Annotated in this window: 9 protein-coding genes; 4 read left to right on the forward strand and 5 right to left on the reverse strand. The window is 70.1% G+C overall.

What is annotated here, in order from left to right:
* Positions 1-52: 52 nt before the first annotated feature.
* The 3 genes from IPM43_06710 to IPM43_06720 form a co-directional block, all read right to left on the reverse strand.
* Positions 53-2,959: a cell wall-binding repeat-containing protein gene (locus tag IPM43_06710; GenBank protein ID QQS26037.1), complete on the reverse strand. Its 2,907-nt coding sequence runs from the start codon at positions 2,957-2,959 to the stop codon at positions 53-55.
* A 309-nt stretch (positions 2,960-3,268) separates the two neighbouring features.
* Entirely contained in the window at positions 3,269-5,119 is a 1,851-nt protein-coding gene (locus IPM43_06715) for a cell wall-binding repeat-containing protein (GenBank protein ID QQS26038.1), read from the reverse strand.
* A gap of 30 nt (positions 5,120-5,149) precedes the next feature.
* On the reverse strand, positions 5,150-6,418 hold the full coding sequence (locus tag IPM43_06720) for an acyl-CoA dehydrogenase family protein (GenBank protein ID QQS26039.1): 1,269 nt from the start codon (positions 6,416-6,418) through the stop codon (positions 5,150-5,152).
* 55 nt (positions 6,419-6,473) lie between these two features.
* Here IPM43_06720 and IPM43_06725 point away from each other — a divergent pair, with 55 nt between their 5' ends.
* The gene (locus IPM43_06725; GenBank protein QQS26040.1) at positions 6,474-7,127 is read left to right on the forward strand and encodes a TetR family transcriptional regulator; all 654 of its coding nucleotides are present in this window, start codon (positions 6,474-6,476) and stop codon (positions 7,125-7,127) included.
* Here the strand turns inward: IPM43_06725 and IPM43_06730 are convergent.
* Entirely contained in the window at positions 7,088-7,459 is a 372-nt protein-coding gene (locus IPM43_06730; GenBank protein QQS26041.1) for a carboxymuconolactone decarboxylase family protein, read from the reverse strand. The genes IPM43_06725 and IPM43_06730 overlap by 40 nt on opposite strands.
* Positions 7,460-7,556: 97 nt before the next feature.
* Between IPM43_06730 and IPM43_06735 the strand changes: the two genes are divergently transcribed.
* A complete protein-coding gene (locus IPM43_06735; GenBank protein ID QQS26042.1) occupies positions 7,557-8,831 on the forward strand; it encodes a thioredoxin in 1,275 nt (424 codons plus the stop codon).
* Between the two features lie 5 nt (positions 8,832-8,836).
* Here the strand turns inward: IPM43_06735 and IPM43_06740 are convergent, their stop codons facing one another.
* Complete coding sequence (locus IPM43_06740; protein QQS26043.1) at positions 8,837-10,096, reverse strand: acyl-CoA dehydrogenase family protein; 1,260 nt, start codon at positions 10,094-10,096, stop codon at positions 8,837-8,839.
* Between the two features lie 229 nt (positions 10,097-10,325).
* Between IPM43_06740 and IPM43_06745 the strand changes: the two genes are divergently transcribed.
* Positions 10,326-12,398, forward strand: a complete 2,073-nt coding sequence (locus IPM43_06745; protein QQS26044.1) for a serine protease — start codon at positions 10,326-10,328, stop codon at positions 12,396-12,398.
* A gap of 73 nt (positions 12,399-12,471) precedes the next feature.
* Positions 12,472-13,521: a helix-turn-helix transcriptional regulator gene (locus tag IPM43_06750; protein QQS26045.1), complete on the forward strand. Its 1,050-nt coding sequence runs from the start codon at positions 12,472-12,474 to the stop codon at positions 13,519-13,521.
* The last annotated feature ends 78 nt before the right edge of the window (positions 13,522-13,599 follow it).

Genomic DNA, 13,599 nt, shown 5'->3' on the forward strand with positions numbered 1-13,599 from the left:
GATCGGGGCCCCGGATGCACACCCTCGAACGAGAGGGCGTTAGTAGTTCAGGTCAGAGCCCAGGCTGGGCTTCGACGACTTCCCAACCCTCGGGGAACCGCGGGTCGAGGCTATTGACGATGGCCGAGCCCTCGGTGACCGAGTACTGGGCGATGTTCGGGCGGAACCAATCAACGGTCTCGACGCCGCCAACCTTGGCGTTGACGATCGAGTCGTTGTTGAAGATGCCACCGAAACCACCGTCGAAGGTGATGATGTTGCCGTTGCAGCCCGAATGTCCGGGGATGTTCGGGTTGAAGGCAGGCAGCAGACCGGTGGCGACGTTGCGCTCGGTCCGCGTCCCGTTGTGGTCATACAAGTCGAACCACACCCGGCCAACGTTGCACACACCTGCATCGAAGATGTAGGAGATGCGGTAGTTGCCCGTCACCGAGTCCTGCGTACGTGCGACGTAGAGCAGGTCGGGGAACCAGGTGTAGCCGGCCGGGATGACGGCGCCGGGTGACGTTCCGCCCTGGACCAGGGAGAACGAGATGCCGACCTCGTCACGACGGTTGTAGCCGTCGTTCACGCCACCGAAGGTGTCGGTGCCACGAACGGCGTCGTCGTCTACGAAGCCACCGGCCAAGCGGCCGAGCAGCGGGACGGAGTCGATCTGGTCGACACCGCTGAGGCTGAGGTTGTAACGGGCCTCCACCACGCGGCTGCCGGTGCCGGAAACGATCAGCACCGAGCTCGGCCGGTTGATGCGGAGGAACTCGTCGTACACCGCGAAGCGGGACGGGACCAAGAACGCCGAGCTGACTGCCTCGTCGAACTCGAACCTGACCACGTCGACGATGGTGGCGCCGAGCTTGCCCATGTAGGTGACCCTCTGCAGGTCGGGGTCAACGGTGATCCCGGCGGCCTGCGTGTAGTCGGCAGCCTGCACCAGCAGGAGCCCAGGAGGCGTGAACACGCCGGTGGTGTCGAGGCGGTTGCGGTCGAAGACCACGCCCCGGCGCAGTGCCGGCTCGCTCACTTCGACGGTGTCGCCGGTGAAGAAGATCCGCACCGTGTAGACATCGTCGGTCCCGTCAGGCAGGTTCACCGAGTCGACCCCTGGCCAAACGGCCGGGCCGGTACCGATGATCGAGATGCTCGTGCCCTGCCACATCGAGCTCTGCTCGCCTACCAGCCAGAACTGCGAGGCCAGGTCGGCAGAGTTCGCAAAGGAGTTGGCATCGAGCGGATCAGCGATCGGCAAGATGGTGCCGAGCAGCCACGTCGGGTAGTCGGAGTCGACAGCCTGGACGACACCGGGGACCTCGAACGTGAAGTCCACCGAGACCCGGTTCTGGCCCAGGTAGGTACCTGCGTCAGACCAGTTGGAGGTGTCGATCAGGCGCGGCAGCGCCGTCTCGGGCTGCACCACAACCGGCGGGCACTGGGTGGGACGGATCGGGTAGGCGCCTTCGATGTTGTCGACGCCGAACTCGTTCTGCACCACGCCGAAGCGCACCGTGGCCCGGGTGTAGCCCTCGACCGACTGCGGGAAGCGGGCCCGCACGACGTTGCCGTTGCCGCGGATGGCGACGGCCAACGGGCCGTCCCAGTCGCTGACGCCGCCGGTGGGGACGGGAATCTGCGGGTCAGGACCGTCGACACCGTCGTCGTCGTCGTCGTTGCCGGGGACGCCGTCTTCGTCGACGTCGACGTAACGGGTTCCGCTGCAGGTGTTCCAGTAAGCCCGGAAGCTACCGAACGCATTGGCGAAGATGTCGGTGCCCTCGACCGGCTGGTCGAACACGAACTCGAGCAGGTTCGACGAGTCGACCTCGGCGGGATCTGCTACGAGACGCACGTACTGCAGCTCGGGGGCATCGGTCTCGGCACCCAACTCGTGGGAGTCGTCGGTCTGCGCGGCAGCCTGGGCCGCGTCGAGAGTCGCCCGCGTGATGGCCGCGTCACCGCCGAGGCGGATGATCTTGCGGATCACGTTGTCGTTCTCGTCGAGCCAGTCCTCGGTCGCTTCCGACAGCACGTTGGTGTCGGTGAGCAGGATCGGGGCCTTCATCTCGCCACCGAACGGGCCACCGGCCAGCGCGTCTGCGAAATCGTCCTTGCGCGAGAGCAGGACGGTCTGCAGGTTGAACGCGAGCACGTCGGCTTCCCAATCGGCGATCATCGCCGCGGTGTTCTCACGACGCTCACCACCGATGCGGTCGACCTTGGTGGCCGGCTCGAACTCTTCTTCGAGCTCGGTCTGGATCGCGGCCGAAACCGCGTTCTCGCCACCGAGGATGATCACCGAGTCGATGTCGAGCGCACGGATGGTGTCGATCAACTCGTCGGTGAGGGGGTCGTTCGCGGGCGGGTCAGACGGGGTCAACAGCACCGGGAACTTGCCGTGGTAGGCGCCGGGGCCAATGGCCACGGCATCGGCGAAGTTCTGGCCGGTGGTGAGGAAGATCGTCTTGGTGCCGGTCGGCGTGGTGCCGATGGTGAGGTTGGCATCCATGTAGTCGGCGATCTTGATCGCCGTCAGGTAGCGGTCACGACCGTTGAAGTCGTCGACGTCGCTGACAGTGACGCCGAGGGCCGCAACTGCATCACGCACGCCCTGGCTGATCGCGCCGAGGCCACCGAGGATGTACACCTTGGTGCTGCCGTCGGCCTTCTTCAGCGCGTTGATCGCCGCGATCGTCTGCTCAGGCAGTGCGTCGGGGCGGGTCAACACCACGGGGCCGTCTACCGCACCGGCCAGCGCGTTGCCGGCGAGAGCGTCGGCGAAGTCGTCGCCGCGAGCGAGCACGATCGCGTCACGGCTGCCCGCCGCGAAGGTGGCGAGAGCCAGCTTGGCAGCGGTGTCGTAACGGTTGATGCCGGCAGCCGTGGTGAAGTCGACTTCGACCCGGCTGATGGCGCCCGCGTTGTTGGCGGCTACGGGGAGGCCCGCTGCCAGAGCGACGGCGATCAAGCCGGCTCCGAAGCGAACCCCCTTTGTCTTACGTCGGTTCATCAAGGTTGAGAGCCTCCTGTGCTCATGTTCGGTGATGTCCGGAGCCCGGTTACCCCCGGACACCGTGTTCTGAGCGTGCGGACCGGCGGGGCCGACAACACACCTCGTTGGCTAGGAACTGCAGTGACACGCGTTTTGTGACACGGCAGCGCCAAGTCGCGGGAGACTTTACGGTCTGGCGGGTCCCGGATCAAACATCGACGCACGTCAGCGCACACACGCTCCGTGGCGAAGCGGCCACAAGTGGCGCGTCGGGAGGCACGGATCTCAGCAGTCCGCCAAGGTGTCGAGCACCGGATGGAGCGCGGCGGGGCCGCCGAACAGCACCGCGAGGGTCGAACCGAGGCGCTCCACCAGGGCGGCCGCGCCCGGCGGCACGCACGCAGGCGGCACGAGCACCAGTGGCGACCTCGGCCGCAACGCCGACCACGGCCCGGCGGCCAGCGCGTCGGGGAAGTTCGCCACCGTCGCCAGGCCGACGATGGCCGAGGCGCGAAGGCCCGCCCACACGTCCACCGAGCGCTGGGTGACGTCGGGCGCGTCGAAGGCCACGACGGGGGCGAACCCGGCGAGGGCAGCCGCGACCTGGTCGTCGACCGTGCCCGGCGCGCCGACGAGGGCGATCTCGGCCGGGTCGAGGCGCGCCAGCGCTGCGGCAGTGGCTGCACCGAGCGATCCCCCTGACGTGTCGACGAGCACGAACGGCTCGCCGTACACCGCGGCGGCGGTGCTGGCGACGAGCGCGTCGGCGAACGTGTCGCCACCTGCCACCCACACCCTGGTGCCGGAGGACCCCGGCCAGGCGAAACCGGTGAGCGCGGCGGCGGTCTCGTAGCGGCTGGCCCCGCCGAGGCGCACTACCTCGGCCCCGGTCAGCCCCCGGATCTGCTCGGCCACCGCGTCACTCACCGCGGCCGTGCCTCCGGCCAGGTACACGGTGCGGGGGCCGAGCCGCGCCAGCGCGATGCGGGTGGCCAGCGGCAGGCCGCCGGCCTTGACGAGCAGCAGCGGAGCATTCGCGCTGGCGGCGGCGGCGCCCGCGGCGAGCGAGTCGGGGAAGTCGGCCCCGGTGGCGACGAACACCTCGGCACTGCGCGGCCAGGTGCCCGCCACCGCGGCTGCGGTCTCGTAGCGGTCCCGGCCGTAGACGCGCAACGGGGTGACGTCCGGGCGCGGCTCGGACATCGCCGCCCGCAGCCAGGCGAGCACCGCCGGCACCGACGCCGCGGCCGAGTACGACTCGCAGCTCCCCTTGGAAGGCCCGTAGCTGACGACGCCGACCTGCACCGTGACCGTTCCCTGCGTGGCGAGCAGCGGCCCGCCCGAATCACCGTGGCAGGGCGACATCGTCTCGGAGTGGGTGCAGAGCGTGGACGGCGCATCGAAGAACCAGCCGTCGTCAAGGTCGAGCGCGGTGCACTCGGGAGTGGCCAGCACGGTGGCGGTGCCCTGCAGCAGGATGCTCGACGCCGAGAAGCGGTCGCCCGGGGTGGTGTAGCCCCACCCGAGCACGGTCACCTCGGCGCCCGGCGCGCTGGCCCAGGTGTCGCCGTACCCGGCGAGGGGGATCTCCCGCCCGGCGTAGGGGTGCGGTGCGTCCAGGCGGTAGAGCCCGACGTCGTAGCGCAGCGAGGACTCGCCGTCGAACAGCGGATGAGCGGTGCCGCTCGCCAGGCCGAGGCTGCGCTGGCCGCTCACCTGGGTGGAACCGGCGAAGACGACGGCGCGGTCGTCTATGCAGTGGGCCGCGGTCAGCACGTAGCGGGCGGCCACGAGCGTGCCGCTGCACTCGAAGTCGCCGGCGACGATGCGCACCACGACGTCGCCCATCGCGCCCGGTGTCGGCGAACCGCCGACGATGTAAGAGGTGACACCGCCACCGCCACCGCCAGAGCCGGCTGCGGGGAAGGCGCCCGGGTCACCCCCGGCCCGGTCGTTGGTGCCGGGAGCCTCCGGCTTCACCGGGTCGCCGCCGGCCGCGGCGAGCGCCGGCGAGACCGGGGCGGCCGTCGCGAACACGACAGCGAACACGACCGCGAACACGACCGCGAACACGACCGTGCAGACGACCGCGCGGGCCATCACCCAGCCACTGCGACCTGCCCGTCGAGCTGACACCGCCGCCGACGGTAGCTGCCGGTGGGCCGGCTACGCGGTGACGCCCTTCGGCGCGCGCTGGCTCATGAAGCCGAACATGTAGCCGGCCACCCGGCGCATCTGGATCTCCTCGGAGCCTTCCGTGATCCGGTAGCGGCGATGGTGGCGGTAGATGTGCTCGAAGGGCATGTGGCGCGAGTAGCCGAGGCCGCCGTGCACCTGCATCGCCCGGTCGGCGGCGTCGCAGCACAACCGGTTCGCGAAGTAGTTGCACATCGACACCCGGTCGGACTGCGAGAACGCGCCGTAGCGGTCCATCGACCACGCCGTCTTGTGGACGAGAGCGCGCAGCATCTCGGCCTGGGTGTGCAGCTCGACGAGGGGGAACTGGATCGCCTGGTTCGTCGACAGCGCCTTGCCGAACGGCTTGCGCTCCTTCGCGTACTCCACCGAGCGGTCGATGCAGAACTGCGCTGCGCCGAGGCTGGACGCCGCCTGGCGGATGCGGTTCTCGTTGAAGAAGTGCTGCACCACCTGGAGCCCGGTGCCCTCGCCGCCGAAGATCGCCGAGTGCGGCACGCGCACGTCGGTGAGGCGGATGTGGGCGTGGTCGGTCGGCATGTTGAACGTCCACAGGTACTCGAGCACCTCGAAACCCGGGGCGTCCGTCGGCACGAGGAACGCGGTGATGCCCATGGCGTCGCCGGCTTCGCCGGCGGTGCGGGCCATGATCATGTCGTACTGCGCGCGATGGATGCCGGTGTTCCACGTCTTCTCGCCGTTGATCACCCACTCGTCGCCGTCACGCACGGCGACGGTCTCCATGTGGGTGGCGTCGGAGCCGTGGCGCGGCTCGGTGATGCCGAACGCGAACCCGCGGCGGCCCTCGGCCAGGTCGTCGACCCAGTCGGCCTTCTGCTGGTCGGTGCCGTAGTGCAGCATCAGCAGCAGGCCGACGTTGTTGCCGACGATCGAGTGCTCGTTCTGCAAGTCGTTGTGCAGGCCGAGGCCCTTCCGCGCGAGGTGCTCGCGGATCACCGCCATGCCGAGGTTGGTGCCCTCGCGCCCGCCGTACTCCTTCGGGAACGGGTACCGGTAGTGCCCGGCGGCGTCGGCCCGGCGGCGGGCCTCGTACAGCAACAGCTCCCACTCCTCGTTCGGCAGTCCACCGCGCTCCCAGTCGGTGCGGGCGTCCTCGCGACGGTGGTCGAAGAAGCGGATGTTGTCGTCTTGTCGCTCGAGCGGGCGGATCTCCCGCTCGATGAACTCGTCCAGCTCGGACAGGTAGGCGACCAGGTCGGCAGGCAGCTCGAAGTCCACCGCCGGACACTAACTGAGCGATCGTTCAGATGCGTACGGGGGCTACAGTCGCCCGGTGACCACCGCCGAGGAGCCCGGGCCTCGGCGTGAACGACCGGGCAAGGCGGCCATCATGCGCGCCGCGGTGGTGGTGATCGGCGAGAACGGCTACGAGGGCGCGTCCACCCGCGACATGGCAGCGCGCGCCGGGGTGAGCGCCGCGGCGCTGTACCACCACTTCCCCTCCAAGCTCGACCTGCTGCGTGAGTTCATCGAGGAGTCCTACGACGTCATCCTCGCCCGCATCGACCGGCGCCTGGCCGATGCAGGGCCGACGCCGCCCGAGCGCCTCGACGAGATCGTCGGCACGCTCATCGCGTCGACCCTGCACGACGAGTTCGCGCAGCTCGCCAGCACCGTCGCCTGGCGCGAGTACACGCGCCTCGCGCCGCCAGACAGGAAACTGATCGAAGAGAAGCGCGCTGAGCTGCGCGGCCTCGTGGAAGGCGTCATCGAAGACGGCCGGGCGACGGGTGAGTTCGCCGTCGCCGACGTGGGCGAGGCGGCATGGGCGATCACCACCCTGGCGATGACCCTGTGGGAGCCGAACGTGGCGAACCGGATGTCGATGCTCGACCTGATCGCGGTGTACCAGGGATTCGCCCGCTCGATCGCGGGCGGGCGGGGCGCTCAGGCCGGCGCCGCCGCCGCTTCGGCGAAGTCGCGGTAGGCGGCGAGGGCCCGCGGGCCGTACACCGTGGCCGGTCCGCCGGTCATCAGGATCGCCACCCCGATCGCCTCGGACACCTCGGCCTCGGTCGCTCCCCGGCGCGCCGCGCCGCGGGCGTGTGAGGCGATGCAACCGTCGCAGCGCTGGCTCACCGAGATCGCGAGCGCGATCAGCTCCTTCTCCTTCGTCGACAGCGCACCGTCGGCAAGCACCGAGCCGTGGAGGTCGGCGAAGGACTTCATCACGTCGGGGATGGCGTGACGCAGCTCACGGGCGAGGGGCACGAGCTGGTCCTGCACCCCCTTGCCGTAGCTCTGGGTGTTGTCCGTCATGGCTCTCATTGTGCTCCGCGGCACCCGCCGCGACCGCGGTCGGCGGTCAGCATTGCGCCAGGACCGATGGCCCTGCCCCGCCCGACGCCGATCGGCGATGCTCGTTGACGGAGGCCGCCAGATGTCGGTGTCGATGGCCCTTGCCGCCTTGCTCGGCGTGCTCTCCCCCGTCCTCGCCACCGGCGCCGAGCCCGAGCCCGAGCCGGCGACGGTGGAGTTGGTGGTGTTCTACGGGGAGGGCTGCCCGTACTGCGCGCGTGAGCTCACGTTCTTGGGCGAGCTCCAGGCACGGGAGCCGCTGCTGGAGGTGGCCGCTTACGAGGTGTGGAACGACGACACCAACCTCGAGCTGTTCCGCTCGGTGGCAGCCGCCCACAACTTCGAGGCCCGCTCGGTGCCGACGACCGTGCTCGGCGACCTGGTGTGGGTGGGCTTCGACTCCACCGTCGCCGCCCAGATCGAGGCGGCCGTCGCTGCACTGACGGCCGGTCGAGAACCCGTGCAGGAAGCACGTACCACCGTCGACGTGCCCGGCATCGGGTCGGTGGACGTCGGCGACAGGTCCCTGGTGCTCGCCACCGCGCTGATCGGCTTCGTCGACGGCGTGAACCCGTGCTCGCTGTGGGTGCTGACGATGTTGCTCGCGCTCGTGCTCCACGGCGGGTCTCGCCAGCGGGTGCTGGCCGTCGGCACGGTGTTCCTGCTCGTCACATCCGCGCTCTACGGGCTGTACATGTTCGGCGCCTACACCGTGCTCGACCATGCCGGCGAGCTGGGTTGGGTGCGCCTCGGTGTGGCCGCGATCGCGCTCGTCTTCGGCGTGCTGCACCTGAAGGAGCACCTCACCCACCGCGGGCCGTCGGTGACGATCCCCTCCGCGCGGAAGCCGGGGCTGTACCAGCGCATGCGATCGCTCGCCCGCACCGACCGCTCGCTGCCGGCGGTGCTCGGCGCCACGGTGGCCCTCGCCGTGGGGGTGTCGTTGCTGGAGACGCCATGCACCGCCGGGCTGCCGCTGCTCTGGGCCGACCTCGTGGCCGCGCGAGACCTGGCGCCCGCAGCGGTCGCGCTGGCCTTCACCCTCTACTTGACGGTCTTCCTTCTGGACGAGCTGATCGTGTTCTCGGTCGCCGTGGTCACGCTGCGGGCGACCAAGCTGCAGGAGCGCCACGGCCAGGTGCTCCAGCTCGTCAGCGGCTCGCTGATGGTGGCCCTCGCGATCACGATGCTCGTGAAGCCTCGCCTGCTCGAGTCGCTGGCCGGAACCCTGACGCTCTTCGCGCTGACGGCTCTGGCGGTGGTAGCGGTGCTCACCGCCGAGGCGGTGCTCACCCGCCGGACCCGGCCAGAGCCTCCCGCGCGAACGGTCTGAGGCGCTCAGCGCGTCGGGTTGCGGGGGACGTCGCGGAAGGGCAGCTCACGCTCGGGCGAGGGTTCGTGGGGCAGCCCGAGCACGCGCTCACCGAGGATGTTGCGCTGCACCTCGTCGGTGCCGCCGGCGATCGACTGGCCCGGTACCGACACGAGCACCTCGGCGACCACGCCGCCCTCGGGCGAGTCGGGCCCGGCCAACATCGCGTGCGCGCCGGCGATCTCGGCGTGCACCGCCGCCGCGCGCCGGGCCAACGCGCTGGCCGCCAGCTTGCCGATCGAGCCCTCCGGCCCGGGCGGCCGACCGAGTGCTCGCGCGACGCGCGCCCGCTCGGCGGTGAACTGGCCGACACGGGCGAGCGTGTACAGCTCGGCCAGGTGCTGGCGCACGACCGCGTCGCCGGAGCGCCCGTGCACCCGGGCGCGCGTCGGGGCCAGGTCGGCGCGCCCGGCGCGCTGGGGGTACCAGGAGTAGACGGCGAACTGCTCCGCGGCCTCGGCGTCGGCTTCGCGCCACGCCCGCCCGGCACGAGTGCCGAGCTGACGGTCCGGCTCGCGGCGCATCGTCGCGAAGCCGCGCTCGTGCATCAGCGTCGTCTGCGCCACGGCCCAACCCTCGCCGGGAGCACCGATGATCAGCTCGGCCGGAACGTGCGCGTCGGCGAGGAACACCTCGTTGAACGAGGAGTAACCGTTCATCTGACGTAGAGGGCGTACCTCGACACCGGCCTGCTGCATCGGCAGCACGAAGTAGGCGAGGCCGCGGTGCTTGCGCGCGTCCCAGTCGGTGCGCGCGAGCAGCAGGCCGAAGTCGGCGTGGTGGGCGCTGGTGTTCCACACCTTCTGCCCGTTGACCACCCAGGTGTCGCCGTCGCGGACCGCCGTCGTGGTGAGCCCGGCCAGGTCCGACCCGGCACCGGGCTCGCTGAACAGCTGGCACCAGGTGACCGCGCCGGTCAGCGTCGGGCGCAGCAACCGGTCGAGCAGTTCGTCGCTGCCGTGGGCGAGCATCGTCGGCGCGGCGAGGCCCATGCCCGAGCTCACCGGCATGCCGACGACACCGGCCGCGCGCAGCGCTTCGGCAACCACCGTGTCGGCCCAGGCGGGCAGCTCTTGGCCGTAGCGGTGGCGGGGCCACGACGGCACGCCCCAGCCCGCGTCCACAAGGCGTTCGCGCCACTCGACCAACGCCAGCTCCGGGTCCCACGCCCGGCTCAGCCAGGCGCGTAGCTGGTCACCCAGCTCGGTCACGCTCGGGCGCTCCACGGGGCGACCGTACCTGGCGCCGCCCGCCGACGCCGCGGCGCAAGTGCTGGACAACGCGCAGGGCGGCGACGAACATTGGCGCGCGGTTATCGACAGATCGGGGAGGACGGCGATGGGCGGGTTGCGGCGGCGTGGTGTGGTCGTGGGTTTGGTGGCGGTGGGGGTGTTGTTGGCGGGGGGTTGTGGTGGTGACGACGGTGGTGTGATCGGTGCGTCGACGACTGTGGCTGTGGACGATTCGACCCCTGACACCACCGGCGGCGGTGGTGGGGCGGCGGTGTCGAGCTTGGACGACGTGTTGTCGGCCACGGTGCGCATCGACACCCGCGGCGCGCTCGTCGACCCCGAGATCGGCGCGTTCGAGTTCTCCGGCGGCGGCGGGTCGGGGTTCTTCATCGACCCGTCAGGGATCGCGGTCACCAACAACCACGTCGTCACCGGCGTCGCCGCGTTGGAGGTGTACGTCGGCGAAGAAGACGAGCCCCGCAACGCGCAGGTGCTCGGCGTGTCGGAATGCTCCGACCTGGCCGTGATCGACGTCGAAGGCGACGGCTTCCCCTACCTGGAGTGGTACGACGGCGAGATCCGCGCCGGGCTCGACGTGTACGCCGCGGGGTACCCAGACCCGGAGAACATCTACGCGTTGACCAGTGGGATCGTGGCCAACACCAAAGCCAGCGGGGAGATGACCTGGGCGTCGGTGGACTCGGTGATCGAACACGACGCCGGGATCCGCCCGGGCAGCTCCGGCGGGCCCCTGGTCACAGAAGACGGCAAGGTCGTGGGCATCAACTACGCCGGCGGTGAAACCGTCGAAGGCGCCTCCGAGCAGCAGTTCGCGATCTCCGAGACAGAAGCACTACCGATCATCGACGCGCTGTCAGCGGGCGAAGACGTGTTGTCGCTCGGTGTCAACGGTGTCGCCGTCGCCGATCCCGACAACGGCATCTACGGGGTGTGGGTGCAGTCCACCGAAACCGGCTCCCCCGCGGGTGAGCTCGGTCTCGAGGGCGGCGACATCATCACCAAGATCGAAGGGCTCACCTTGGGCACCGACGGCACGATGAAGGACTACTGCGACATCTTGCAGTCCCACCAACCAAGCGACCCGCTCAGCGTGCAGATCCTGCGCTTTGCCACCGAGGAATACCTCACCGGCGAATTCAACGGCGACCCCCTCGAACTGCAGTACTCCTTCGCCGACCAAGTCGAAGAAGACCTCGGCGACGGCGCCGTCGACGAAGGCACGGCGTACACCGACTACGTGCTGCTCACCGACGACACCGGCGCGCTGCAGGTGGAGGTCCCCACCGAGTGGAGCGACGTCGACACCTACTGGCCGATGAACGACGCGAACGGCAACGAGGTCGGCACCGGGATCAGGGCCGCGCCCGACTTGGACGACTTCGTCGGCACCTGGGACGCCCCCGGCATGACGATCTCGGTCGGCCCGCTCGACGGGCGCGAGTTCGACGCCGAGGCGCTGCTCGACGCGAACGCCGACTACTACTCGTTCATCACCGACAACTGCGTCGACGAAGGCCGCCAGGACTACGACGACGGGCTGTACACGGGCATCTACCAGCTGTTCAGCGGCTGCGCGGGAACCGACACGCAGAACGCGCTGATCTCAGCCGGTCAGCCCGGTGGCGAGTTCGAGATGCTCGTGCGCGTGCAACTGGTGACAGACGCCGACCTCGACGCGCTCGACCGCATCGTGCAGACGTTCCAGGTGGTCGGCGACGTCGCCGGCGGAGGTGGCGGCGGAGACGGCGACACGACCGACGACACGACCGACACGGCCAGCGACGACTCCGGCTACGTGATGCTCACCGACGCCGAAGGTGCGCTGCAGGTGGAGGTGCCCGCGAGCTGGACCGACGTCGACGACTTCTATCCCTTCACGGGGGCAGAGGGCCAGGACATCGGCACCGGACTCGCCGCTGCACCGAACCTGGACGACTACTTCAACACGTGGGAGACGCCCGGCATGAAGATCAGCGTCGAGGCGTTCGAGCTGGCAGACGCCGACGCCTGGCTGGACGCGATCGCGTCCGGGTGGTCCGAAGCCTGCACCGACGACGGGCGCGAGGACTACGACGACGGCTTGTACCAAGGCCGGATGCAGAGGTACTCCGACTGCGGAGGCAGCGCGGGGTTCGCCATGATCGCTGCCGGCCCGTCGAGCGGTGAGTTCGCGATCCTGGTGCAGGTGCAGACCATCACCTCGGCAGACGAGGACGCCCTCGAGCGCATCATCGCCACGTTCCAGGTGGTCGACGCCGCCGCGATCCCCGCCTGAGCAGCCGCTCAACCCGACCCCTGGCCGTGCCGATGACACGGTGCAGGCCTGAGGGCGGGAAGGAACGGACGCGATGGCGACGGCGGTGGGCTGGATCGACGAGACGTTCGCGGCGCGCCTCGGGGTGCTGCTCGCCGCCACCCGACGCGCCCGCGGACTGAGCCTTTCCACCCTTTCCCGGCGCAGCACGCTCAGCCGGCACGAGCTGAAGGCGGCAGAGCACGGCGCGCTGCCCCTCGGCGAGGACCTGGTGCGTGAGCTCGCCGCGGTCTACCAGGCGGACCTCGACGGGTTGGTGTCCGGACGGCGCGCCGTGGACGTGGACATCACCGGCGTCATCTCCGTCGGCCCCTCCTGCACGAGGTTCGACCCGATCGACGACGTGTCCCTGCTCACCGCCTATCTGCGCCTGGTGCGTGAGGTGCGCCGCCAGCAGCACGACCCGGTGGTGGCCCTGCGCCGCGACGACGTGGAAGCGCTCGCCGCGTTCTTGTGCCTGCCGGGCGAGGAGGTGGTGGAGCAGCTCTGCGCATTGATGGGCGTCACCCAGCAGCACCGCCGGACGATGATCGCGATGTTCGTCGCCGGAGCCGCGGTGATCGGTCTCGTCGGCGGGGCGTCGCTCTCGGCCTCGGCCTCGCCTTCGCGCGCGGGCGTGCCACCCTTGCGTCCGGGCCGGGCGCCGCTGTCGACTCCGCTGTCGACTCCGCTGTCGGCTCCGCTCCAGACCAGCGCGGGCAACGCGACCAGTGCGACCACGGCCGAGGTACACGACTCGAGCCGCGCCCCGGTAGTCGTCGCGACCGCGCCGGCCGAGGAGCCTGTGCCCGCCGTGCCCGAAGTGCCCGCCGCGACGGCGCCCGTTGCGGCAGAGGATGGCGAGCTTTCCGGCGCCAACTCGGCGCAGAACGACGCCGAGGAGCCGGCCGGACTCCAGGTGGCCGAGACGCCCGATGCAGAGGCCCAGCCAGTGCGGGGAGACGGCGAAGGCGAACGCGAGGTCGCGGTCGGCCTGCCACCGGTGCCACCCGACCATGACGGCGAGTGGAAGGCGCCCGACCCCGAAGAACGAGTGGTCGCGGTCGGCCTGCCGCCGGTGCCGCCGAACGGCGACGAATCCTGATCCGAGGGGACTCAGCTCTCGACAACCGATACCCCCCGGTGGATGATGGATCCCGGGATCTGCTGATCGGGGAGGACG

Source organism: Actinomycetota bacterium, assembly GCA_016700055.1.
GTDB lineage: Bacteria > Actinomycetota > Acidimicrobiia > Acidimicrobiales > Ilumatobacteraceae > Kalu-18.